The 24,526-nt window shown below is 51.0% G+C and carries 18 protein-coding genes; 8 read left to right on the top strand and 10 right to left on the bottom strand.

What is annotated here, in order from left to right:
* Positions 1-34: 34 nt before the first annotated feature.
* The 5 genes from ACI77B_RS03400 to ACI77B_RS03380 all read right to left on the bottom strand — a co-directional run bounded on the left by ACI77B_RS03400 (position 35) and on the right by ACI77B_RS03380 (position 5,707).
* Positions 35-967: a lipoate--protein ligase family protein gene (locus tag ACI77B_RS03400; RefSeq protein ID WP_409337377.1), complete on the bottom strand. Its 933-nt coding sequence runs from the start codon at positions 965-967 to the stop codon at positions 35-37.
* 325 nt (positions 968-1,292) lie between these two features.
* Positions 1,293-1,967, bottom strand: a complete 675-nt coding sequence (gene thiE, locus ACI77B_RS03395; protein WP_409337376.1) for a thiamine phosphate synthase — start codon at positions 1,965-1,967, stop codon at positions 1,293-1,295.
* Positions 1,954-2,775 carry a hydroxyethylthiazole kinase gene (gene thiM, locus ACI77B_RS03390; RefSeq protein WP_409337375.1) on the bottom strand — a complete coding sequence of 274 codons (822 nt, stop codon included), beginning with the start codon at positions 2,773-2,775 and terminating at the stop codon, positions 1,954-1,956. The genes thiE and thiM overlap by 14 nt, the downstream gene beginning before the upstream one ends.
* A 666-nt stretch (positions 2,776-3,441) precedes the next feature.
* The gene (locus ACI77B_RS03385) at positions 3,442-4,554 is read right to left on the bottom strand and encodes an aminopeptidase (protein WP_409337374.1); all 1,113 of its coding nucleotides are present in this window, start codon (positions 4,552-4,554) and stop codon (positions 3,442-3,444) included.
* Between the two features lie 259 nt (positions 4,555-4,813).
* Entirely contained in the window at positions 4,814-5,707 is an 894-nt protein-coding gene (locus ACI77B_RS03380) for a YitT family protein (RefSeq protein WP_409337373.1), read from the bottom strand.
* A gap of 357 nt (positions 5,708-6,064) precedes the next feature.
* On the opposite strand from ACI77B_RS03380, the gene ACI77B_RS03375 reads away from it, so the two are divergent.
* The 5 genes from ACI77B_RS03375 (at position 6,065) to ACI77B_RS03355 (ending at position 11,284) form a co-directional block, all read left to right on the top strand.
* Positions 6,065-7,546: a helix-turn-helix transcriptional regulator gene (locus ACI77B_RS03375; protein ID WP_409337372.1), complete on the top strand. Its 1,482-nt coding sequence runs from the start codon at positions 6,065-6,067 to the stop codon at positions 7,544-7,546.
* Between the two features lie 187 nt (positions 7,547-7,733).
* Complete coding sequence (locus tag ACI77B_RS03370) at positions 7,734-8,762, top strand: hypothetical protein (RefSeq protein WP_409337371.1); 1,029 nt, start codon at positions 7,734-7,736, stop codon at positions 8,760-8,762.
* Positions 8,763-8,852: 90 nt separating this feature from the next.
* A complete protein-coding gene (locus tag ACI77B_RS03365) occupies positions 8,853-9,527 on the top strand; it encodes a TIGR00266 family protein (protein ID WP_409337370.1) in 675 nt (224 codons plus the stop codon).
* Between the two features lie 315 nt (positions 9,528-9,842).
* Positions 9,843-10,259, top strand: coding sequence for a MarR family winged helix-turn-helix transcriptional regulator (locus ACI77B_RS03360; protein ID WP_409337369.1), 417 nt, complete (start codon positions 9,843-9,845; stop codon positions 10,257-10,259).
* A 155-nt stretch (positions 10,260-10,414) separates the two neighbouring features.
* Positions 10,415-11,284 carry a pirin family protein gene (locus ACI77B_RS03355; RefSeq protein ID WP_409337368.1) on the top strand — a complete coding sequence of 290 codons (870 nt, stop codon included), beginning with the start codon at positions 10,415-10,417 and terminating at the stop codon, positions 11,282-11,284.
* A 348-nt stretch (positions 11,285-11,632) separates the two neighbouring features.
* On the opposite strand, the gene ACI77B_RS03350 is transcribed toward ACI77B_RS03355, so the two are convergent.
* On the bottom strand, positions 11,633-12,298 hold the full coding sequence (locus tag ACI77B_RS03350; protein ID WP_409337367.1) for a YczE/YyaS/YitT family protein: 666 nt from the start codon (positions 12,296-12,298) through the stop codon (positions 11,633-11,635).
* 202 nt (positions 12,299-12,500) lie between these two features.
* Here ACI77B_RS03350 and ACI77B_RS03345 point away from each other — a divergent pair, with 202 nt between their 5' ends.
* Positions 12,501-13,391 carry a hypothetical protein gene (locus ACI77B_RS03345; protein WP_409337366.1) on the top strand — a complete coding sequence of 297 codons (891 nt, stop codon included), beginning with the start codon at positions 12,501-12,503 and terminating at the stop codon, positions 13,389-13,391.
* An 11-nt stretch (positions 13,392-13,402) separates the two neighbouring features.
* Positions 13,403-14,557, top strand: coding sequence for a hypothetical protein (locus ACI77B_RS03340; protein WP_409337365.1), 1,155 nt, complete (start codon positions 13,403-13,405; stop codon positions 14,555-14,557).
* 703 nt (positions 14,558-15,260) lie between these two features.
* Here ACI77B_RS03340 and lysS read toward each other — a convergent pair.
* The 4 genes from lysS to ACI77B_RS03320 form a co-directional block, all read right to left on the bottom strand.
* Complete coding sequence (gene lysS, locus ACI77B_RS03335) at positions 15,261-16,805, bottom strand: lysine--tRNA ligase (RefSeq protein WP_409337364.1); 1,545 nt, start codon at positions 16,803-16,805, stop codon at positions 15,261-15,263.
* A 27-nt stretch (positions 16,806-16,832) separates the two neighbouring features.
* Positions 16,833-17,312, bottom strand: a complete 480-nt coding sequence (greA, locus tag ACI77B_RS03330) for a transcription elongation factor GreA (RefSeq protein ID WP_178264116.1) — start codon at positions 17,310-17,312, stop codon at positions 16,833-16,835.
* A 199-nt stretch (positions 17,313-17,511) separates the two neighbouring features.
* Complete coding sequence (locus ACI77B_RS03325; protein WP_409337363.1) at positions 17,512-19,767, bottom strand: alanine racemase; 2,256 nt, start codon at positions 19,765-19,767, stop codon at positions 17,512-17,514.
* An 8-nt stretch (positions 19,768-19,775) separates the two neighbouring features.
* Positions 19,776-23,105, bottom strand: a complete 3,330-nt coding sequence (locus ACI77B_RS03320) for an AMP-binding protein (protein ID WP_409337362.1) — start codon at positions 23,103-23,105, stop codon at positions 19,776-19,778.
* Positions 23,106-23,479: 374 nt separating this feature from the next.
* Here ACI77B_RS03320 and ACI77B_RS03315 point away from each other — a divergent pair, with 374 nt between their 5' ends.
* Positions 23,480-24,517 carry a phenylalanine--tRNA ligase subunit alpha gene (locus tag ACI77B_RS03315; protein WP_409337361.1) on the top strand — a complete coding sequence of 346 codons (1,038 nt, stop codon included), beginning with the start codon at positions 23,480-23,482 and terminating at the stop codon, positions 24,515-24,517.
* The last annotated feature ends 9 nt before the right edge of the window (positions 24,518-24,526 follow it).

Below are 24,526 nucleotides of genomic sequence, written 5' to 3'. Positions count from 1 at the left end.
CTGTTTCCTTTCAAAAACTTTTACATACTTTCTTTTATAGGATCAGATCCGCCAGTTCTTCCGGCGCATCGGTTACTTCTTCCGCCAGTTTCAGGATTTCCTGAACGTCCAGCCGGCAGCCTTCAAAAACTTTTCCGGCATCTGTGGAAACGCCGTCTCCCTGAAGATCCATCTCCTGAATAATTCCCTTTTTTGCGCCATAGGAAACCCGGCACGGTTTTCCGTTTACGCAGGATTCCGCATCGCAGGTGAACTTCGGAGATTTCCCGAAATTCCATTTCCAGTCCCCGTATTTTTCCCTTTCCAGGCGGCGTGCCTCCGCAATCTGTTCATCCGTCATTTCTGTACGTTTCTCAAGATCCGGAAAATGCGCAAGCAGCGCCCCCTGAAAATTTTCTATACCGCCGCCATTCCAGAACTCCCTGATATTCCCGACCTCTGCCGGATTGGAAAGCGTCGCGCGGGAGACATAATGCCTTCCCTGCCTTCCGGACACACGGCGCAGGACGCTCAGGTCCGCATCATACAGCAGGGTGCCGTGCTGTAGAATCCGTCCGCGGGCAATTCTCTGCGCATTTCCCGACACCTTGACCCCGCCGACATTGATATCACATATTCTTCCTTTTTCTGCCGGAATCCCCGCGCTGTTCATCGCGGCCAGAATTCCACGCAGAAGATCATCGTAAGTCTTAAACTTCTCCTCATCCATAATGATTGAATAATTTAAATTTCCTTCATCGTGATAAACCGTTCCGCCGCCGCTGACCCTTCTCAAAATCTCAATACCGCGTTTGTGTGCGCGGTAAACACTCGTTTCCTGATAGATATTCTGATGCGCACCGCAGACGATCACCGGGCTGTTTTTCCAGAGAAGCAGAATATCTCCCTTCCGCTCCGTATCGAAAATCACTTCTTCACACGCCAGATGGAAGGCCGGACTGCCGTCCGGAATTTCGATATACCTCATTTCATTCCTTTCTTCCGCCCTGCAGCGGCATTTTTTACACATACAGGGCGATTATAGCACGATTCCGTGTACATACATATTCAGAATCTTTTTTATATCCCATCCCGTATTTATACCACGACAAAAAGCACGCGGCAAGGGTTTTCCTGTCTCTTTCCGCATGCTTTATTTTTTACTCTTATCCGATTATTTTCCCAAGGCTGGCTGATGATCCAAATGCACATCCGGCGCCTGCCTGAAGCAGCGCGGGCTTCTGCGGCTTCTCAGAGCGCAGGCCCGGGCTTCATCGCCTCTGGTCCGCAGCTCTTTACGCCCTGCAGGCAGCTTACCGTCCCAGCATCTTCAGCGTCTGGCGCTTCAGATCCTCTGTCCCCTTGAGAATTTCCTTTTGTCCGAAGATCGCGGAGATGACGGCGATTCCGCAGATGCCGCTTCCGGAAAGTTGGGTGACGTTGTCTCTGGTGATGCCGCCGATGGCGATGACCGGAATGTGCACGGCCTCGCAGATGGCCTTCAGGGTGTCATAGCTGACATCCTCTGCGTCGTCCTTCGATGAGGTCGGGAAAACTGCGCCGACGCCCAGATAATCCGCGCCGCGCTTCTCTGCCAGCACGGCCTCTTCAACGGTTTCCGCTGAAACGCCCAGGATCTTGTCCGGACCGATCAGTTTGCGGACATCGTCTGCCTCCATGTCAGACTGGCCTACGTGCACGCCGTCCGCGTCACAGTCGATGCCGACCTGGACATTGTCATTGACGACAAAAGGAACATGATACTGTGCGCAGAGTTTCTTGAAATCTTTCGCTTCTTCCAGAAATTCTGCATCGCCCATGTGCTTCTCACGGATCTGTACAAAGGTCGCGCCGCCCTTCAGTGCGTCTTCCAGCTGTTCATGCAGGGTCTGTTTCCCGGTCCAGTGCTGGTCGGTGACGGCATACAGCAGAAGATCGTCTTCCGTCAGATTGTGACGGTCAAAATGGTCACGCTTATCGGATTTCATACTTGGCACCTTCTTCCAGCTGGGCTCCAGTCATATTGTAAATGGCATCGATGATATGTCCGCGGAATGCGACATTTCCATCGCCCTCGCGCATGTAAGTCCAGCCGATTTCTCCGGCAAGGCCCATGGTGCAGACTGCGGCAGCAGCTGCTTCCAGCTCATCGTCCGGGTTAGCGACGAGGAAGGCGGTCATCATGCCGGAAAGCTGGCAGCCGGTTCCGGTGATCCTGCCCATCTCCTTGCGTCCGTTGCGGACGACATAGCACTTGTCTCCGTCGGAAACCAGGTCGATGGCACCGGTTACCGCAACGATGGATCCTGCTGCCTTCGCGAACTTCTTTACGAAGGCGATGGGGGCATCCAGATTCTCTTCTGTTACAGCGTCCGCAACATCCGCATCCACACCCTGTGTCGTTCCGCTTCCGTTGGCGAGGGTCTTGATCTCAGAAATGTTTCCGCGAATGACATTGAACTTCACTTCTTTCATCAGTTTCAGCGCGGTATCGGTACGCAGCTTACTGGCGCCCGCTCCCACAGGGTCCAGCAGGACCTTGTGACCGAGTTCGTTCGCTTTCTTTCCCGCGGCAAACATGGACGGGATGGTGCGGCTGTTCAGGGTTCCGATGTTAATGTTCAGTCCTCCGCAGATGCTCGTGATGTCCTCCACATCATCGATATCATCCGACATGATCGGGCTTGCGCCGCATGCCAGAATGACGTTTGCGACATCGTTTACCGTTACATAGTTGGTGATGTTGTGAACCAGCGCGCTGTTCTTTCTCAGCTTGTCCAGACAATCTTTCAGCATATTCTTATTCTTCCTTTCCTGCGCGCAGGAAACCGGGTTCTTCCACCGCGTTTTCTCCGGCATCAGAAAAACCGCATTATGCCAGCCGGCAGAACACGGTTATCATCCATTTTCTTTCCTACGTTGGCATTATCCAAATCAGGTTCCGGGTAAAGGTTTTCCACCTACTCTCAGCCTGCCGAGGCAAGCTCCCCCTTTTTGTTTCTGTATCTTTATTATATGAATCCTGACATGCAGAATCAAGTCTGTATACGCTTCCCGACCGTTCCACCGGGTTTCCCGTATTCTGCATTTATATCAACATTACATAAAAATATCCATTTCACACCTGTTTTCATCAATAAAACCAACGCATCATATTGGTATTATTAATCTGATGCTGATTTTACCCAAATCCAGTTCTTTATCCTCTATAATCATTACTGCAGGTCATCATTAGACCAAATCTACTGTATTTATCTACTATATCATTCACCGCAGAAATCAGCATTCCCAAAACACCTGAGAGAAGTTTTGAACAATCCGTTTTAAAATTATAGACTAATCGCGATTCCTCAACGGATTGGAATGCGTTCAGTTTAATTGCGTACAAATGTGCGGACAGAAAACATAAAAATAACGGGGATTGTCTGCATTCCCCGTTATTTTTGTTTGATACAAAGTGAACTATTTCAGATTTTCCGGATTCAGACCCTCAAGCTCCGGAACAACGAACCTTCCGTCCTTTCTGATCAGGCGGTCATCAAACCAGATTTCCCCACCGCCGTATTCCGGCCGCTGGATCAGAACCAGATCCCAGTGAACCGCCGATTTATTTCCATTCGGCGCGTCCTCATAGCACATACCCGGCGTCAGATGAATGCTTCCGCTGATCTTCTCATCGAACAGAATGTTCTTCATCGGCTTCAGCACGTATGGGTTCAGTCCCAGGGAGAATTCACCGAAGTATCTCGCGCCTTCATCCGTATCCAGGTACTTGTTGATTCTCTCGTCATCGTTGCATGTGGCCTTGACGATCTTTCCGTTTTCCACCTCAAAACGGACGTCTTCGTAGGTAAATCCGCCGATGGCAGACGGGGTATTGTACTGAATGACGCCATTCATGGAATCCTTCACCGGTGCCGTGTAAACCTCTCCGTCCGGAATGTTCATATCGCCGGCGCACTTCACGGCCGGAATTCCCTTGATGGAGAAGGTCAGATCCGTTCCCGGACCGACCAGGTGAACTTTGTCGGTGCGGTTCATGAGATCCTGCAAGGCATCCATTTCCTTATTCATCTTGGAATAATCCATCGTGCAGACCTGATAGAAGAAGTCCTCGAAGGCCTCCTGGCTCATGTTGGCGCTCTGTGCCATGGCCGGGGACGGGTGGCGCAGAATGACCCACTTGGTGTGATCGACGCGTTCATTCAGGGCCGGCAGCATCATCTTCTCATACAGATTCATCTTCTCCGCCGGAACGTCCGTGAATTCGCCGCTGTTTTCCGGCGCGCGCACCCCGATGTAGGCATCCATCTGCTTCATCAGGTACAGCTCCGCATCGTCCATCATCCTCAGCTGCTCCTCGTCGCAGCCCATAATGACCTCACGCTCAACCGTAGAATCGCTGGCGTGAACGAATGGACGGCCGCCCGCCTTGTAAATCTCCTTGATGACCTGGCGGATCAGCGGAACGCACTCCTGTCCCGTGTAGCTGACCCAGACCTTCTCACCCGGCTGGATTCTTGTGGAATAGCCGACCAGAATCTGCGCCAGTTTAATATCTCTGCTGTCTATCATGACTATATCTCCCTTCTGATGATCATATTATACATGTAATTCCTTGCCTGTTATTATTTTGTCCTGCGGAAACTGCCGAACCTGTCACAGACTATCTGTTATTATACCACCTGCCGCTCTGCTGATAACCTCTCCGCTGGGTCTACAGAACGCAAAAACTCTCGGCAGACACGTGTCTACGCATCATTTCCGAGAGTTCTGCTCTATCACTTTGGTTTATATTGAATATGAGTGTCCGGCTGACGGCGGTCACGAAAAATCATTCCGCAGTTTCCGGCTTTTTTCTGCAGATTCTCTGCGGCTCCCTTTCAATGACTTTCGGCTTGTAATAGACCTCTCCGACGTTATAAATCGTCACAAACGCGTCCGGATCGACCTTCATAACGTGGTTGATCAGCTGATTGTATTCTCCCCGCTCCACGATGACCTCAAGCTCCGGATGCACGCTGTTGCTGTACGCGCCGATCTGCTGATACATAGACGCGCCGCTGTGCATCTCATTCAGGACAAAGTCTTTGATTTCATCCACTTGTTCAGATACGATGCAGACTTTCTTACGGTTTTTCATGCCAAAAATAATATGGTCAAGGATGATGCCGTTTAAGTACGTTCCCAGGAGACTCAGCACTCCGGTCTTTGCGTCATAAACAAAGAAAGACGAAATCGACACACACGCTCCGGCCACGGCCATGCCTGTCCCGAGCGGAACCCGGAAATACTTATGCAGCATCATGGAGATGACGTCCAGACCGCCGGATGATGAATTTCTGACAAAAAGAATGGCAAGGCCGAAACTGACTACAAACAGATAACAGATCAGATCGAGAAAACTCTCGTGCATGATTCCGTTATAGTTCGGCAGCACCTTCTCATAGAACTCAATGACGAGCGAAAGAAGAATGGATGTGTACACGGTTTTGGCCGCAAATTCTTTACTGACAAAGAAATAAGCCAGCACCAGGCACAGCAGGTTCAGCACCAGCGTCCACGTTCCGACGGACAGACCGACCGGGATCAGTTTCACCAGGACGATCGCCAGACCGGAAACACTCGCAACTGCGAGATGACTCGGCATCATAAAGAAGAAAACGGCCGATGCTGCGATCCATGTACCCAGCGTCAGCATTAGAAAATTCACCAGTTTGTCTTTCATTGCGTACCCCCGTTTATTGTTGTTTCTGCATATTTACCAAAAATGTATTGTATGGAGACAAATGGAGATTTGCAAGTGAAAAGCCGGTATTTTGTATCCACGCACGGCAATTTCGCCTTTCTAAGCCTTATTATTGTCTCCGATCTACAAGTTTATCTTCATTTTCATATTTCTTCACCTTGCCCGCCAGGACGGTTCTCATGGCTGGAACGGCAGGCCGCTTATTGACGCCGTAATCCAGGTTTGGTAAAATTAATATTATTACTAGACATTTTATTTTGTAATTGCAACAGAAATACACTGAATAATATAACATTAGAATCATATCTTCAGCATATTTTAAAAGCGAGGACGCCGATGACGTACAATATTTCTTTTGATATCTGCGCGACCGCGGTCACTGCGATCGCACTCTATACGATCCTGTTCCGGCGAGATCTGCAGCGAGCCTCTAACCGCGTCCTGCTTGTCATGCTCATTATGCATTTTATTTCCGAAGTCCTTGATATCTGGAGTTCTTACGTAAATTCTTATCCTCAGACCTGCAGTCTTCTGCTTCGTGATTTTACCAATTACACATTCCTTGCGATCCATACGAGTGAAGCATGCGTCTTTCTCTGCTACCTGCTTACACAGCTCGGCATGTGGAAGAGTTTAAAAAAATGGCAGAAGGCACTTATGATTCTGCCGGAGATTCTGCTTATTCTGCTGCCTCTGGCACTGAATCCGTTCCTGCGCTGTACGTTTTACTACGATCAGCAGAACGTGTACCGTCATGGCCCGCTGATGCCTCCGCTGTATATCGGCGGCGTCTTATACATGTTCCTCTGCATCTTCCTGGTTGCCCGGAAGCGTGAACGCCTTACATTCAGGCAGAGAAGGGCCGCCCTTGCACTTCTCTTTCTGTCCGCCGTACCGATCCTGATCCAGAGTCTGTTCATGCAGCACCAGCTGATCGAACTGTTCTATCAGTCGCTTGGACTGTACGGATATATCCTTACAGTGGAGAACGTAGATGAATGCTATCACCCGGTGACACACACACGGAACCGCCATGCGCTGATCCGGGATCTGGCCCCGTATTTCATGAACCAGATTTCTGTATGCGCCGTCATCATCAAGCTCTCACAGATTGAATACCTGCGGATTTCTTCGATCGGAAGCGATGTATTTCATGGCCTCCGTCTGGCCGTCGCAGACTGGCTGCTTTCTATTTCCGGATACACCAATTTCTACGACTGCGAACGCGGGATATTTACGATTCTGGTTCCAGATCAGAGCAGCAGACAAAAAACACGCACACGGAAAATGATCCGTTCCGGAAAATATTCTGCAGAAAAACTGTGTGCCATGATCGAGGAACGTTTTACAAAAGAATGGAAATACCAGGATTATGACGCTCTCTTTCCCGTTCAGGTGTCGATGATCCGGATTCCGGAAGATATGCAGTCTATTGAACAGTTCCTGCAGCTGATCTCACTGCCCTATGTACACACAAAATCCGGCGTTGTTTACGCAGACGGCAGCGAACTTCTCCGGCAGTTCTGCCAGATGGAGGACGAAGGTACACAGGCTCTCCCGGCGGAACTCCAGGAATCGCTGGATAACTTCCTGTCCGGAATCGCAAAACTGACGCCTGCCGAGCGCAATATCGCCGACCTCTACATTAACGGTTACGAGATTGCAGATATTCCAGACAAGGCGTTTATCAGCATGAACACCGTCAAAAAACATAACAAGAATATTTACCGGAAACTCGGAATCGGGTCCCGCGATGAACTTATGCTTTACGTCGATCTCTTTGAACGCTGCGGAAAAATCGACGATCTTTACCGGTGAACACCTTCCGCAGCTCTCAGCACGCCTCTCTACACATTGAAATTTCAGCACTTTCACCCACTCCTCAAAAAAGTACCCCAAGTGTACTTTTCAGCATACACGCTGTCATGTTATAAATAAACTGCAAAAACTCACTGCCCGCCGGCAGGCAGTGGATCGGACAGCAGCATGAAAAAGGAGAAGAACTATGAACAGGGGTAAGAAAATACTGATCACCGCTCTCGCTGCAGCTTTGCTGCTGAGCATGAGCGGGTGCGGAGGAAAGACGTCTTCAGGCGATACCTCCAAAGACAAAAAACAGAAAACTTCATCCACACAGACAAAGAGTAAAAGCAGCAAGGAGACAAAAAGTAAATCCAAGGCGATTCTGACCGGCACACATACAAAAATGATCGGCTCGATTAAGCTGAAAGCTGTTCAGATTCCTGTCAAACCGGCCCTGACCACGTCATCGACCTTTAATACCCAGATCGCTGCACACGGAAACAAGGTTTATATTCTTTCCGACAGTAAATTGATGGAATATTCTTATCAAAGTGGACGGCTGAAACTGCAGAAGACACGCTCCTTTGGAGACCACAAATACACCCATATGGACGCATCCCGGGACGGCACCGTCCGGCTGAGTGATTTCATGGATCCGTATATCGGACTTCGCAAAGGGAAACAGATATTTGAATACGATGATCTCGACTATATGGTGATCAGTCCATCAGGAAAATGGGGAATATCTTACTTCAACGAAGCGCAGAAAGCCCAACGCGTCACCTTCCAGAAAGACCGCGTGGTCAAGCAGGACTTCCCGTTTAAGCAGGTGAAAACCATCCGATACATTGACATCACTGATTCCTCCATTCTGGTTTCCGGCAGTTCCGCAAAAGACTCTAATCAATATGTATTTGTCTACGACTATAACAGGAATCTGAAAACCGTATTGAAAGACAGTGATGGAAGCGGCCTCGGCAGTATAACCTTCAGCACATTTGCGAAGAGCCGGTACATCGGCCTGGACGGCAATCTGCGCAGCATCGATCTGTGGGACGCGTCCGGCAGGTGGATCGGAAACGCAAAAACCAGCGACCTGTTCGGCGTTTCGTACCCGTGGCTCTCAGACGGACAGCTGATGGACGACGGCAGCCTGCTCGTCACCATGACACAGAAACGAGACGACAATAAAACCATTGAAGTGCTGATCTACCGGGTATCCGGATTCTAATAGTTCCAAACACAGTGATCGTCCGACGCCTCATGCTCACAATATGGGAACGTTTCAGCAGCATGAAATAACATAAAAAGGAGAGGAACGATGAAGTACGAAATTAAGGAAGCTCCGTTTTCTATTCTGGAGTGCAGCCTGAGCGCAGGCGAAATGATGAAATGTCAGAAAGGCGCTATGGCCTGGATGAGCCGCGGAATAAAGATGCAGACACAGGGCGGCGGAATCGGAAAACTGTTTAAAAAAGCAATTTCCGGAGAAGCCATGTTCACCAATCTGTATCAGGCAGAAACAGACGGCGAGATTGCATTTTCCATACACTTCCCAGGAAAAATCGTCCCGATCGATGTAAGCACCATGCCGATTATTGCACAGAAAACTGCATTCCTCGCTTGTGAATCCGGCGTGTCCATGGACATCTATCTGCAGGAAAAGATCAGCGCAGGATTCTTTGGCGGAGAAGGATTCATCATGCAGAGATTCTCCGGCAACGGATACGCATTCCTGGAAATCGACGGCGGTTTTGTACAGAAGGAACTGCAGGCCAATGAAGAAATCGTCATAGACAGCGGGTATCTGGCTGCTATGGATATGAGCTGCACGATGCGCATCGAACGCATTAAGGGCATTGGAAATGTCATGCTCGGCGGGGAAGGCCTCTTCAACACAATCGTAACCGGGCCGGGAAAGGTCTGGCTGCAGACTATGCCGTTATCCACGTTCGTGGAAGGTATTGTCCCTCACCTGCCGTTCAAGCGGGAGTAACCCCTGTCTGCGCGGGCGCCGTTTCGCATCTGCGCACCTGTGTATCTACAGGAAAAGCCCCGGCTCAGGCTATCCTGAACACGGGGCTTTTCCCTGCAATGTTTCATGAAAAAGAGAGTTTATGATTTAATTCACTCGTCATCGGGATCGGCACTTCCCTTTGACGCGTATTAATATACCAAAGTGATGTGTAAAACATAAGAATAAGTATGAAAGCCATGTGAATGCTGTGGGAAGAAAAATCCCTCTTGATATTTACATCTAATTAGATATATTATCACCGTAAAGAAAATGAGTACAGAAAGGAAGATGCCTATGAAAGACAGTTCCATCATCGGCCTGCACCGCGTCGTCACCGACCTGGACCGGGAAACCGCCAGAATCAGCGGAAGATACGGTCTCACCCTGGGCCAGTTCGCCGTCCTGGAAGCGCTTTACCACAAGGGTGATCTGACCGTCGGCCAGGTAAAGGAAGCGATCCTGAGCAGCACCGGGACCATCCCTGTCATCATTAACAACCTTGAAAAGCAGAATTTTGTCCACCGCGCGCACGACCCCGCCGACAGGCGCCGCAGCATCGTGCAGCTGACCAGCTCCGGCCGCAGGCTGATCGAGAAGGTCTACCCGGAGAACGAGCAGATGTTCAGGGATAAATTCAGTGTCTGGAGTAAGGACGAGCAGCGCGAGCTCCTCCGCCTCCTCCTGAAATACCGCGATGCAGTGAACGACTGATTATTCCTTCGACAAAAGCCGACCGGCCAAGGGAAAAACGCACTCTCCGGCCGCCGCGAAAAACGCAGAATCCAAAATCCCAGGACGCGCATTTCAGCATCTGCCCCGGGCCAGGAATAAGAATCAAACCAATATCGAAAAAAGGAGAAATAACTATGAAATACAGACAGGTAACCAAACAGGTTCAGGGCAGCAGAACCCAGGACGGCGCAGGCGTCAGCCTGGTCCGCGTCCTCGGAAACAACACAACCTCAGACTATGATCCATTCCTCATGCTGGACGCCTTCGATTCCACCGATCCGTCCGACTACATCAAGGGATTCCCGATGCACCCGCACCGCGGCATCGAGACCGTCACCTTCCTCTCCAGAGGCACGATGGTACATGAAGACCATCTTGGCACAAAAGCCGCAATCCACGATGGTGAGGCCCAGTGGCTGACCGCCGGCTCCGGCGCTTATCACTCGGAAATGCCGCAGGCCTCCGAGCGCATGCTCGGCATCCAGCTCTGGCTGAACCTCCCGGCAGCAGACAAGATGAAAGCTGCCCCGTCCTACCACGGCATTGTGAACGATGAAATTGAAGAACTCCCGCTGGATGGCGGAAAACTGCGCCTGATCACCGGAAACTACACCGATGCAGACGGAAAGACCCACAGCGGAATCCAGGGAAAATACCTCCCGCTGGACTTCTACGACATCCATCTTGACGCCGGCGCATCCACGACCTTCCACGTTCCTGACGGCCGCTCCGCAATGGTCTTCACCCTGCTGGGCGACGCAGACATCTCCGGGACAAAAGTAAAAAGCAAGACAGCCGCCCGTCTCTCGGAAAACGGAGACCTGCAGATCACCGCCCTCGACCAGCCGATTGAAATCCTCTTCATGAGTTCCGTGAAGCTGAACGAACCGGTTGCCTGGTACGGCCCGGTCGTCATGAACACCACGGAAGAAATCTTCCAGGCCATGGACGACATGGACAGCGGGGATTTTGTAAAAGAAGCTGCAGAATACGAGAACGCGTGATATCGCCGGTCAACCGGGTTCACAAGAATCTACTGAAGATTTCTGTCTTTTGAGGCGTTAATCTTCAATAGCGTCACGGAAGGCTGTAACAAACCTTTTATCACATAAAGAGAAAACCCCGCTTCAGGTCTTTCCTGACTCGGGGTTTTCTCCTGCAATGTTTCATGAAAAAGAGAGTTTATGATTTATTTCACTCGTCATCGGGATCGGCACTTCCCTTTGACGAGTATTAATATAGCAGAGTGATGTGTAAATAATAAGTTATTTCTTGAAGGCTTGGTGAACAGTTGGTATCATTCTGGAAAACAAGCTGTTTCCTTGCGCGTGCAGCTTTTGTCCACGGTGAAATTATGCCTCGGCCAGTCCGACGAGACGGAGTTCGAGTTTCTGGAAAAGCCAGTTGTACAGGGCCATGGCGCGGCCGACGCCGATCATGGCAAAGACGGTGCCGATGCCCAGGCCGGTCAGATGACCGGTGAAGATCAGGCCCATGGATGCCGCCAGTGCGACACAGACGAAGTCCGTGCAGTTCTTGCAGAGGCCCATGCTCTTTCCGCTGCAGTCGGAGATGGCCTGCACAATGCCGTCGCCAGGGTTCGGGACGAGGCGGGCGTTCAGGTTCATCGCGGCGCCCATGCCGGTCAGGGTGATGCCCAGGGCCAGGCAGAATGCGCGCCCGGGGACGGACTGCACGTCCGGGAAAATCACGCCGAAGAGGTTGAACAGACGCGTCAGGATGATGGAGAGCGGGATCTGCAGCAGATCGTACGGCTTGAAGTTCCGATGCCATTCCAGCCGGTATTCAATTGCGGCGAGGATGATGTAGAGGACGAGCGACGCATTGCCGAAGTTGATGTTCCAGATCTGTGATGCCGTGAACGCCACAGAAATGATCGGCGATACGCCGTAACCCGATTTTGTGTTTAAAATGATGCCCGCGGACAGAATCGTCATTCCCGCGAAGTAGAAGACGGCGCGGCTGAGTTTCTGACTCTTGATGTTTTTTGATTCCATGAAAATCCCCCTTGATTGTATACACCGAATTATTGTACCACAATTGGAAGAAAATGTTTTGGAAATTGAGGCGCTGTCCGCCTGAGCATATAGATAAATTGCCTCCGATCTCATATTTTACATTGGTTTATGACAAACATGAAACATGATAGTATAATTGCAGTAGAAAGAATTATTTGCATATTATAAGAAAGGCACGATCATGAAAAAGAGATTATTATCGATGGCACTTGCGGCGGCCATGGCACTGGCGCTGCAGGTCCCTGCCGCGATGCCCGTGCACGCGAAGGCGCGGACACATGTAAAAACAATCTACTTCTCATCTCAGCACGACATCACGAACGACGGCAAAAAAGACCGGGTCAAGGTGCAGACGAAACGATCCGGCAACGGGGTCTATTCCTTCAAAGTCTACGTCAACGGAAAGAAAACAACGGGCGCCCTGAATTACAACGTCAACTACGGAAAATGCAAGGCGAAAATCATCAGCGTCGGAGGAAAATCCTTCCTTACCACACGTTTTGATGCCACGCTCTCCGGAGATTCCGGACGCATGTACCAGTATAAGAAGGGGAAGTTCGTCACGGTGATTGATCCATGGAATGTATTAAACGTGAGCGATGACGGATTTTTCCGGACCGACGGACATGTCGTTCAGGGCCCGGACGGGACAGCCGTATGCGTCTTAAGCATCCAAATGGGTGCTTTCTCCGATGCATTCACCTGCAAGGTCCCATACGCATTGAAAAACGGGAAAGTGAAACGGATGCCTGGTCCATACAAGGTCTATGGAAGTGCGACAGACAATTTCTACATGAATGAGATCGATAATTATTCCCCGGATGTCTATGCAGACACAAACTGGGACTCCGATCCGCTGTTTACGATTCCGGAAGGCGAAACGGTGACTTTCTCCGCACTGGACGATTCACTTGGCTCACTCTGGATGAAGGTCGAAACGCTGGACCATGAATTTGAAAACAACAACAAGGAGGGCGAGTACGTCGATTCCGGATGGCTGATCTGGCCTCTGGATTCTTCTAATGAACTCGTTACCGACATGGACGAAAGCGATTATAGCGAATATTATTAAGGAGAACGAAAATGAAACGCACACTACAAACTGTTCTGGTCATCATGCTGGCTGTAACCTGTACCATCTTTATGGGCTCTGCAAGGCCCGTGCACGCCGACACATCTGCTGCATCCAGTACTTCCAGCACGTCAGCCAGCTCATCCTATAAAATCCTGTTTCAGAACTTCGATTCCGATAATGGCGAAGCAGAAGAATCCATCGGCGGAAGGACTTTTGACGTCTTCAACAGCTGCCATGATGACGATTCTTATGATTATGAGGACGAGGATGAGGACGACTCCTATGACTATGAGGATGAATATGACGACGATTCCTATGATTACGATGACGAGAACGACGATGATTCCTATGACTACGATGACGAGTACGACGATGATTCCTATGACTACGATGATGAGGACGATGACGATTCCTATGATTACGACGATGAAGACGACGATTCAGAAGAAAGCTATGAACTGGACTGGTACGATGATACCAACACTGATGGCACAGTCATTTCAGAAGACTGCAGTTCTCCGGTGATCGTAACGGACGGCAATACCATATTCTTCACAGAAATCAGGGACGACCAGGAATGCCTGGTAAAATACAGCTGCAGCAGCAATAAGTCAGAAGTCATAAAAACATTTACTGATGAAGACTATGACGCTCCAGTTTCTTTCGATTCCATTCACGGAAATATTCTCTTCATCGACAGCATTTCCAAGCCGATGAGCGTGTACGGCCTCGATCTGCAGACCAGCGAATTCTTTAAAATTACCGGCGGTGTAATAGAAAGTTTCTCCGGACAGTATTTCCTCTGCGCAAAATGTAATGTTCCATGTGACGACTTTTTCGGAAGCTGGTACATCTACAAAATGGACGGCCATAAGTGCGTCCCGGTCAAAAAGCTCACTTCCTGCAGCAACATTGCCAGACTGCAGGGCGGACGCATTTACTACGTCTCCTACAGTACCCGGGGAAAAAATCAGGTCATGAAAATCTATTCCATCAAAACAGACGGCACTGGGAAAAAGAGAATCAAGACGCTCAAGGCAAAGAGCATCTACGCGATAGACATCAATAAGAAGCACTGCTGGTATGTTAACGGGAATAAAACGTACCGGTTTGATTTCAGTACGCGAAAAGTGCATAAGGTAAGCAATACGGTTATGCCATAATGATTTTCAAAAGCTGCCGTGCAGGACGATACGGGGCGCGCGGCAGCTTCTTTTTTATGAGTGATGTTCGGGAAATCCTCTGATATTAGTCATTTCCCGAGCCTTTTTCTCTGGCCTCGGGAAAATCAGTTTTTTGGAATAATTCCCGAAACCAGATGTGGTGATCATTGGATCATCAAAGCGCGGAACACATGAATATATCATATCACGCATATTTACTCACGCGTTCTGTATAATAATCGAGATTAATTTATCTGCAGATGTGAAAAAAGTCCTGCACGCAAATTTTTCGATCCCAAGGACTCGCTGGAATCGGAAGATTACTATTTGTGAATCCTTTTCCCGAAAAACCGGCCATCGAAAGTTCGGGAAAAGCCCTGATTAGTCGGGAATTCCGAGGTACGCAGAAGAGGTCTCGGAATTCCCGGATTTTATATGCAAATCCCGAACATTCACCAGCAAAATGTACATAAATATGCACAATTATCATGAATATCGAATGAATATGTATACAGTATACCCATGCCACTATCATCTCTGCCGCACCCTCTCCCGTTCCTTTTTCTCCCGTATCTCCAGCAACTGAATTTCCTGCCAGTCTCCATCTAAAAAAGCAGCAGCCCGCCTCTCCGGCAGTCTGCTGCTTTCATTCCTATCGTCCATCGCCAGGTCTTCTGACAGGCGGTGTATATTCCATTTCCCTTTAGTCCAGCGGCTTCATGGTAGGGAACAAGATGACGTCTCTGATGGACGGCTCGCCGGTGATCAGCATAATCAGACGGTCTACGCCGATTCCCAGTCCGCCTGTAGGCGGCATGCCGACTTCCAGAGCATTGACGAAATCCATATCCATCGGGTGTGCTTCGTCGTCGATACCCTCGTCACGCTCTCTCTGCTGTTCAGCAAAACGCTCGTACTGGTCGATCGGGTCATTCAGCTCGGAGAATGCGTTTCCGATTTCCCATCCATTGATGTAAGCCTCAAAACGGCGGGTGATTCTCGGATCCTCAGGATCTCTCTTTGCCAGCGGGGAAATCTCTACCGGATGTCCGGTCAGGAATACCGGTCCGTCCATGAGTCCCGGTGCGTCCTCGCAGTAGTCCTCGAACATCTCAGCGATGATCTTTCCGCGGGTCCACTCTTTTACTTCCTCCGGATCCATGCCGTAGTCGATGGCAGCCTTTCTGGCCTCTTCATCCTCTTCGATCTTGTGGAAGTTGATTCCTGTAACTTCCTTAACGGCATCGGTCATGTCCAGACGTCTCCACGGCGGAGTAACGTCGAATTCCTTGTCGCCGTACTTCAGGATCGGCGTTCCGTTGATGGCCATCTGGCACTTATAAACGATCTGCTCCGTCAGCTCCATCATATCGTCCAGGTTGCCGTAAGCCATGTAGCACTCCATGGAAGTGTACTCCGGATTATGTCTCTGGTCCATGCCCTCGTTTCTGAAGCACTCGCCCAGCTCATAAACACGGTCCAGGCCGCCGACGATGCATCTCTTCAGATACAGCTCTGTGGCAATACGCAGGTACATGTCGATGTCCAGTGTATTATGATGGGTGATGAACGGACGAGCGGCAGCACCTCCTGCGATGGTCTGCAGAATCGGTGTGCGGACGTCCAGGAAGCCGTAGTCCTCTTCCAGAACGCGCTTCAGCTCGTGCTCGATCTTGGAACGCTTGATGAATGTATCGCGGACATTCTCATTCATGATCAGGTCTACGTATCTCTGTCTGTAACGCAGATCCTTATCCTTCAGTCCGTCCCACTTATCCGGGAGAACCTGAAGGGATTTGCACAGCAGCACCAGTGACTCAGTGTGGACAGTAACCTCTCCGGTCTTGGTCTTGAAGACTTTGCCGGTCAGTCCTACGATGTCGCCGATATCATAGGTCTTGAACCACTTATACTCGTCAGTTCCGATATCATCGCGGCGGACGTAGCACTGAATTCTGCCCTGCTTGTCCTGAATATCGAAGAATGAAGCCTTTCCCATGACGCGCTTGCTCATGATTCTTCCGGCGATGGAAACTTCCTCATCCTCCATGGCGACGAAATTATCTTTGATGTCCTTGCTGTGCGCCGTGACATTCCAGGTCTCGTGGCGATACGGATCTCTTCCCGCATCTCTCAGATCCTGCAGCTTCTGGCGGCGGATCTGTCTCTGCTCAGTCAGATTCTCCGCGTACATTTCCTCTTCTGTCTCAGGGGTAACCCCTGTGTTGCTGTTCTGTTCCGTACTCATTCTGTTCTACTCCATCTCCCACTAAAATTATCGGACAATATCTTCTACAACGTAATGCAGCAGCCCGTCTGGAACGGAAACTTCTACCTTGTCTCCGACCTTCTTGCCGAGCAGGCTGCGTCCAACCTCGGAATCACTGGAAATTTTTGCAGGCTCCGCAAACGGGTCTGCCTCAGTGGATCCGACGATTGTGTACTCTTCTACATCGCCTGTATCCTGATCCTTTACCTTTACAGTCAGGCCGACATTGACAACATCTCCGCTGACTTCCTCATCGCTGATGACTCTGGCGTTGCGGATCATCTGCTCCAGCTTGGCGATGCGCTCTTCCAACTCAGCCTGTTCATTCTTTGCCGCATCATACTCCGCGTTCTCGGACAGGTCTCCGTAAGAGATCGCCTCTTTCAGACGCTCAGATACCTCTTTACGGCGAACCGAGACGAGCTGGTCTCTTTCTGCTTCCAGTTTATCGAAACCTTCTTGGGTTAAAATCACTTCATCCGCCATGTATATATACTCCTTTCAGATCTGCGACTGCGCGCACCCTCCCGTAAGGGTACACGTAAGCCATAGTATTATACTTTCATGCTGTATTTTTGTCAATCCGGACAAAACACAAACGCGCAAGGAAATACCCGGATTCTGCCTTCCGGCACACGGCCTCTGCTTCATCCGGCTCTGTATTTCCCTGGCGTACTGCATGTATTTATTCGTCGATAAATTCAATCTGCACATCTGTGCTGTGTGACAGGAACACGAGGCTCGCATAGTCCAGTTTGAAATCCAGGAGATCGCCCGGTTTCAGCGGCTCTGCGTCCTGAACATCCAGGATCGTATGGTCGCTGGATGCGCCGATTACCTCGATACCTTTCTGCATCGGGAAAATATCTTCCCAGCTGCCGTAATCCACGTTTCCGCAGGCAGCCAGTGCGCGTGTCCGGATTCCACGGTCCACATAGTGCTGAACCCGTCCGAACGCGTCCACACCCAGTTTTCCGACTGGATAGGACGGTTTGTCCTTGACTTCCAGAACTTCCAGACGCAGGGTGAAAGCATCGTCCTTCATCGGTCCGAAGTCCACGGCATCTCCGTCTTCGTGGCTTCTCGGAATCAGAAGGCCCTCTCCGATACGCAGATTGTTGATCCTCTCCGGAATCGTCCCGTCCTGAATGCGCGCAAAGCTTGATGTCGCGCCGCCGGACAGGATTTCCAGCTTTCTTCCGATAGCTGTCTCGATCTTTTCCGTCACATCGACAAACTCCTGCAGTTTCGGAACGGTGGCCATGACGGAACCGTAGCAGCCGATGTTGATGCCGGCGCCTGCCAGATGCAGGTTCGGCATGTCATTTTCTACACAGACTGCGGCCCTTGCCATTTCTTCTTTGTCCCACCAGCCCTCGCGGAGGTCTCCGACGTCTGCCATGAGGATGACCTTGTGAATCTTATTCTGGCGGCCGGCCTCTTCATTCAGTGCCTTCAGGACGTCGATGTCGCTGTTCAGCGAATAATCGCAGTATTTTACGACGTCTTCCAGATCGCTGATCATTGGAATCCGGATCAGGACAACCGGAAGGTCGATTCCTGCTTCTTTCACTGCAGCGGCCTGGTCCAGCCTGGACGTTGCCAGCGAGGAAACACCGGCCTCTGCCATGGTTTTCACGCATGGAATCAGGGCATTCATTCCCTTGATCACGCCGGTCACCTGCACGCCCTGCTTCTTACACTGGGAAACCGCGTACTCGACGTTTTCTTTCATCGTATGTAAATTGATCCGCAGCTGCGGGTATTTCTGCTTCAGCATATTTTCCCTGCCTTTCTCATCACAGGCGGCCGGGCGGCGGTCGTCGTCCTGCAGTCCGTCCGGATCATCTACGCAGACCTGACGAACGTCTTTACTGTGGGTCAGATACACCAGGCTCGCATAATCCAGACGGAAATCAATAAAATCTCCGGCGTGCAGGTCTCTTTTCAAGTCCTGCACATCCAGAATCGCGTGATCGCTGGACGCGCCGAGGACTTCGATGCCCTCTTCCAGCGGAATCAGGTCCTGGGGATCTCCGCCAAAATCGGCTTTTCCAACGGCCACAAGGGCGCGTTTCCGAATGCCCCGGTCTTCATAATGCTGCACACGTCCGAAGGCGTCTACGCCGAGTTCTCCGACCGGATAAGACGGCTTGTCCCGGACTTCCAGAACTTCGGTGCGCAGGATGAAGCAGTCTTTATGCATCGGTCCCACGTCCACATGGAAGAGTTCCGGAAGGTCTCTGGCGTTCAGAATGCCTTCTCCGATTCTCAGGTTGTTGATCCGGTCCGGAATCGTTCCTTCCAGAACGCGGATGAAGCTTGACGTTGCGCCGCCGGAGAGGATTTCCAGTTTTCTTCCCAGCTGCTTTTCCACCTTTTCTGTGATGTCGACGAACTCCTGCAGTTTCTGCGGGGTTGCGACAACAGAGCCGTAGCAGCCGACATTGATGCCGGTTCCGGCGAGATGCAGGTTAGAAAGCTCGTGTTCCACGTAAAGAGCGGTTCTTGCCAGTTCACTTTTGTCCCACCAGCCTTCGCGGAGGTCTCCGACGTCTGCCATGAGCAGGACCTTATGGATCTTATTCTGGCGGCCGGCTTCCTCATTCAGTGCTTCCAGAACGGACTTTTCGCTGTTCAGGGAATAGTCGCAGTATTTTACGACGTCCTCTGCATCGCTGATCATCGGGACGCGGATCAGCATGACCGGAAGATCGATTCCGGCCTTCTTTACGGCTGCGGCCTGATCCAGGCGTGATGTGGCCAGAGCGGAAACTCCGGCAGCCTGAAGCTGCCGGACTCCCGGAAGGAAGGCATGCATGCCCTTGATCACTCCGCTGACCTGAATTCCGCACTGCGCACACTTGTCAACGGCATAGGCGGCATTTTCTCTCAGTTTGCCCAGGTCGATCCTGAGCTGCGGATAATACTGACTGTGCATGAATCCTCCTATTTTTCCTCTTTAACGGTGCCGCGAGCGGCCTTGATGGCGTCTTCTGCGTTCTGGCGGGCCTTGCGGTCGATTTCCGCCTCACGCTCCAGCGTCTGTTTTCTTCCGACGATGTATACAAAGTTGTCGTCATCGACATATCCCATATCTCCGGTGTAGAACCAGCCGTCCTTGAAGGCGGCATCCGTTTCTTCCGGATCGTCCATGTATCCTCCCGCAACGGAAGCTCCCTTGACGGCCAGTTCGCCGATTCCGCGGCTTCCCTTGCCGGTGACTTTAATCCGTACGCCCGGAAGGATGTGGCCGACGGAATCAACCGGAACCGTGCGGGCGGCATCCGGTGTAGCTGCAACCGCGGAGCTGCATTCGGTCATGCCGTAAGCCTGCAGGACATTGATGCCCATCTCACGGAAGAATTCCTCTACCTCGATTCTCGGCTTGCTGCCGCCGGAAATCATCATGCGGAGTTTTCCGCCGAACTTCTCGCGTACATAGGATTCGTACGGACGAAGAACGTATTTCTGCGTGAACGGCAGAATCTTCCCGACCCTTCTGAGGGCTTCCAGACGGCGGTCTCCGCCGCCTCCTTCGATGTGATCCCAAATCTCGTCAAACAGCGCGTTCATCATAACCGGCTCCAGCAGCATGACCGTGGATGCGGAATCTTTCATATCCTGCTCCAGCGTGTCGGATCCTCCGCAGTTGACGACGGCGGCACCCCGGTAAAGCGGAAGCAGAACTCCTGCCGCAGCCTGATAGACGTTGTTCGGCGCAATCACAGAAATCACGCGGTCAGAAGGGCTGAAGCGGATCATGGAGGCCAGCGCGATTACATTGCGGACCAGATTCTGATGGGTCAGCTCTACGGCCTTGGCGTGGCCGGAAGCTCCGGACGTAAAGAAGACTGCTGCCGGATCGCTTCCCAGAACCGGCGCGTCCAGATACTGGCGGTCGCCCAGGGAAACCTGCTTCTTTCCTTCTTTGATCAGTGCTGCCCAGGAGAGGATCTTCTCCTCATGCTCCTGCTTTTCTTCGTCTTCTGCACCGAAATGGATCAGTGTCTTTATCTGTGTCTTTCCGCTCTCTGCGATTTCGGTAAAGAGCTCCGTATATTTTTCATCAAAAATCACGGTTTCCACGCCGGTCTTGTTCAACTGACGGATGATTTCTTCCGGATCCAGCTGCTTGTTGATCATCACGGCCTCTCCGCCTCCGCATGCCACGGTCAGAAGGCTGATCTGCAGCGGATAGGTGTTATTTCCGGAAACGGCGATCTTATCATCCTGCAGGTTGCGGTTGATCAGAGCCGTGCCCAGTCCTTCCATGTCGGAAACGGCGCGCTGGTAAGAGATTTCCTCATACGGTGTATCTGCATCCAGTCTCTGCAGGAATGCCGGCGCATTCGCGTTTTTCTCCAGTGTGTTCAGGAGCAGGCTCTTGATGTCCGTTACCGGATCCAGATCCTTATGCATAATGTGCTGATCGGTCATGCCCCGGATTTCCTTGATGAAGTCCTTCATCTCATGCTTCTCGATCAGTTTGATCTCGTGATCATCTGCTTTTCCTTCGGAAGCGGCCTTCAGGTCATCCTGACTCAGGGTATTTCCATAGCGCTTGATCTTTCCGGTCGTTGTCTTGACGAACTCGGTCTCGCGGATGTTAATGCGCTTTACCTGCTTGTACGGCGGCATGCTTTCATTGATCTGATCGACCAGGTCGCGGTAGAAATGATAGATTTCACTCTTGGTCATTTCGCCTTTTGTCTCTTTCAGAAGGTCATAGTTCGGGAAGATGTCCGCAGTAACCATGACGTTTCCGATGCGCTCATCCTTTACACCGTGTACCAGGACTTCCTTGATGAGTTCATTCTGCAGCAGGACATTCTCTACCTCTTCAGGGAAAATGTTCTTTCCGCCCTTGGTAACGATGACGGTCTTGCTGCGGCCGGTAAGGAAGAGATAGCCGTCCTCATCGAAGTAGCCCAGGTCGCCGGTGTGGAGCCAGCCGTTCTGAAGAGCTTCCTTGTTCGCCTCTTCATTCTGGTAATAGCCCATCATGACGCTCGGGCTCTTTACGATGACCTCGCCGATGCCGTCCTCATCCGGATTGATAATCCGCACCTGGGTGTCCGGAAGCGGCAGTCCGGCAGCGCCGTTCTTTCTTCTGTCTGTCGGGTTCAGGGCCAGAATCGGGGAACATTCACTCATGCCGTAGCCCTGAATCAGCGGCAGGCCCATGGCCTCGAATTCCTCCTGCACGAATGGGTCCGCAGCGGCGCCTCCTTCGATGAAATACTTCATGTCTCCGCCGAAGGACTGATGAATCGCCTTGAACATCCGCTTCATCAGCGGCTTGTTTCTGTACAGCTTCAGGCGCTTCGACAGGTCGATCGCCCGGCGGAGCTTCTCATCCTCTCCGCGTCTCTTCGCCTGCTTGAACATGCCTTTATACATCTTTTCGAAGACCAGCGGGACGCCCAGCATGACATTGGCGTGGACTTCCTGCATGTCCTTCTGGATGTAACGCAGTCCCTCGCAGATCGCGATGGTCTTTCCCTGATAGAAAGTCGTGCAGATGTCGCAGGTCATCTCATAAACGTGATGCACCGGCAGAATCGACAGGACGATGCCCGGTTCCGGAATACAGAAATATTTACTCATCGCGTAGACGTTGAAGGCAATGTTTCTGTGAGACAGCATAACGCCCTTCGCCAGTCCGGTCGTTCCGGAAGTGAACAGCAGCGTCGACATCTGGTCCGGATCGACGTCCGCGTCACGGTACTCGTGATTTCCCTCAGAAGCCAGCAGCTTTCCTTCATAAATCAGCTGCTTCATCGACAGGACATTTCCCTCGTGCTCCTCACTGTCCATGGAGATGAAATACTTCATCTGCGTCTTTTCCGCGGTTTCCGCACTGTTAATCAGCGGCTCGATCGTCTTTCTGCATTTTTCATCGTAGACGATGGCCGTTGCGCCGGAACGCTCCAGCAGACCCAGCAGCTCTCCCTGCGGAAGATTTTTATCCATAGGCACGATGACGCCGACTCCGGTTGCGACCGTAAAATAGGTCAGCAGCCAGTAATAACTCGTCGGCCCGATCACCGCGACTTTCTCGCCTTTCAGTCCAAGCTCCAGCATTCTGGTGCCCAGCGCGATCCTGTCCTCACCGACCTTTCCATACGTAATCGGCACGAACTTTCCCTGCTTCTTATCCTTTACCAGATAAGCCGCGTGATCATGAAACAGCTCCACACTGCTCGTAATCATGTCCTTCAGATCCGTAATCTGACGTCCGTCATACAATGGTTTCTCTATTTCTTGCTTTGCCATACTTTCACTCTTTCCCTAAAACAGAAATTATCCTGGTACTCTATTGTATACTATTATTCTCTATTTATGTGTTCGTCAGCTAAAAATAACGCTTTCTCAGATAAAATATTTTAACATATTCCGCATCTTGATCAAACCCCGCCGGCCTGCCCGGACCCTCCGCGGACAAAACCTGACGCGCAAGAGGTCTTCTCTTTTGAAATCTTCTTATCTCTACCCGGAAATCCGTAAAACTATGCTGAAATATGGCAGAAAATCAGCTATAATATTATTTTGGTGGGTTGTATCCCGCTTTAAAACAGTGTAATCTAGTCTATACAATAGGCTAATTTAACAAAATTAACGCAAAAAATATATTAAGGAGTACCAAAATCATGCTGAAACGTTTGGAAGAAATCCGCAATGCCGGACTGTCCAGAATTAAAGACGCTCCTGATTCCGATGCACTCCAGGAAGTCAGACAAGAACTCCTGGGAAAGAAGGGTCAGCTGACGCAGATACTGAAGTCCCTTGGATCTCTGGATCCTAAGGAACGCCCGGCTGTCGGAAAGACAGCGAATGAGATCAAGAACTTTTTCGCTGACAAGCTGAAGGAGAGAGAAGATCAGCTGCTCAGCTCAGAATCCGTTCTGGATGAGCCGATCGACCTGACTCTGCCTGGAATCATGCCGCAGCAGGGAGCCCTGCATCCGATCACACAGATGTGTTACGACCTGAACGACGCCTTTCTTTCCATGGGATTTGAGGTTTTCAGCGAAGATGATATCACCAGTGAAAAATACGCCTTCGATAACCTGAACTTTGCCGCTGACCATCCGGCAAGAGAGACAATGGACACCTACTGGCTTGAAGGAACAGAAAACAACTCCGGCGCTGACCGTCTCTGCATGCGTCCGCATCTGACTGGAGCTTCTGTCCGTTATCTGCTGAAGCACGGCGCACCGGCAAGATTCGTATATCCAGGCCGTGTTTACAGAAACGAGACAACCGATGCCCGTCACGAGAGAGCTTTCTTCCAGTACGAGGCTCTGGTTGTTGACCACGATCTGTCCTTCTCCTCCGGAAAGGTCATGATCGAAGCCATTCTGAGCAAGGTATTCGGCCGCAAGATCAATGTCCGCATGCGTGAGGGATTCTTCCCGTTCACCGAGCCGGGCTACGAGATCGACATGGAGTGCCTGGTCTGCGGCGGAAAAGGCTGCCGTGTCTGCCATAACACCGGATGGATCGAGGTTATGCCGGGCGGAGTCATCCACCCGAACGTCCTGCGTTCTGCCGGTCTGGATCCTGATGAGTGGTCCGGATTCTACACCAACATCGGACTGGACCGTCTGGTCATGATGCGCTACGGAGTCGACGATGTCCGTTATTTCCACAGCGCGGATCTCAGATTCTTAAAGCAGTTCAAGTAGGAGGTTGAC

The sequence above is a fragment of the Eubacterium sp. F2 genome, assembly GCF_046244355.1.
Taxonomy (GTDB): domain Bacteria; phylum Bacillota; class Clostridia; order Peptostreptococcales; family Anaerovoracaceae; genus Aminicella.
This window is presented reverse-complemented; position numbering and strand designations above follow the sequence as displayed.

What these genes read in the sequence shown, in the direction of transcription:
- ACI77B_RS03400 (WP_409337377.1), bottom strand. Translation starts at nt 967, where the DNA reads ATGAGGTATATCGAAATTCCGGACGGCAGTCCGGCCTTCCATCTGGCG.
- thiE (WP_409337376.1), bottom strand. Translation starts at nt 1,967, where the DNA reads ATGAAATCCGATAAGCGTGACCATTTTGACCGTCACAATCTGACGGAA.
- thiM (WP_409337375.1), bottom strand. Translation starts at nt 2,775, where the DNA reads ATGCTGAAAGATTGTCTGGACAAGCTGAGAAAGAACAGCGCGCTGGTT.
- ACI77B_RS03385 (WP_409337374.1), bottom strand. Translation starts at nt 4,554, where the DNA reads ATGATAGACAGCAGAGATATTAAACTGGCGCAGATTCTGGTCGGCTAT.
- ACI77B_RS03380 (WP_409337373.1), bottom strand. Translation starts at nt 5,707, where the DNA reads ATGAAAGACAAACTGGTGAATTTTCTAATGCTGACGCTGGGTACATGG.
- ACI77B_RS03375 (WP_409337372.1), top strand. Translation starts at nt 6,065, where the DNA reads ATGACGTACAATATTTCTTTTGATATCTGCGCGACCGCGGTCACTGCG.
- ACI77B_RS03370 (WP_409337371.1), top strand. Translation starts at nt 7,734, where the DNA reads ATGAACAGGGGTAAGAAAATACTGATCACCGCTCTCGCTGCAGCTTTG.
- ACI77B_RS03365 (WP_409337370.1), top strand. Translation starts at nt 8,853, where the DNA reads ATGAAGTACGAAATTAAGGAAGCTCCGTTTTCTATTCTGGAGTGCAGC.
- ACI77B_RS03360 (WP_409337369.1), top strand. Translation starts at nt 9,843, where the DNA reads ATGAAAGACAGTTCCATCATCGGCCTGCACCGCGTCGTCACCGACCTG.
- ACI77B_RS03355 (WP_409337368.1), top strand. Translation starts at nt 10,415, where the DNA reads ATGAAATACAGACAGGTAACCAAACAGGTTCAGGGCAGCAGAACCCAG.
- ACI77B_RS03350 (WP_409337367.1), bottom strand. Translation starts at nt 12,298, where the DNA reads ATGGAATCAAAAAACATCAAGAGTCAGAAACTCAGCCGCGCCGTCTTC.
- ACI77B_RS03345 (WP_409337366.1), top strand. Translation starts at nt 12,501, where the DNA reads ATGAAAAAGAGATTATTATCGATGGCACTTGCGGCGGCCATGGCACTG.
- ACI77B_RS03340 (WP_409337365.1), top strand. Translation starts at nt 13,403, where the DNA reads ATGAAACGCACACTACAAACTGTTCTGGTCATCATGCTGGCTGTAACC.
- lysS (WP_409337364.1), bottom strand. Translation starts at nt 16,805, where the DNA reads ATGAGTACGGAACAGAACAGCAACACAGGGGTTACCCCTGAGACAGAA.
- greA (WP_178264116.1), bottom strand. Translation starts at nt 17,312, where the DNA reads ATGGCGGATGAAGTGATTTTAACCCAAGAAGGTTTCGATAAACTGGAA.
- ACI77B_RS03325 (WP_409337363.1), bottom strand. Translation starts at nt 19,767, where the DNA reads ATGCACAGTCAGTATTATCCGCAGCTCAGGATCGACCTGGGCAAACTG.
- ACI77B_RS03320 (WP_409337362.1), bottom strand. Translation starts at nt 23,105, where the DNA reads ATGGCAAAGCAAGAAATAGAGAAACCATTGTATGACGGACGTCAGATT.
- ACI77B_RS03315 (WP_409337361.1), top strand. Translation starts at nt 23,480, where the DNA reads ATGCTGAAACGTTTGGAAGAAATCCGCAATGCCGGACTGTCCAGAATT.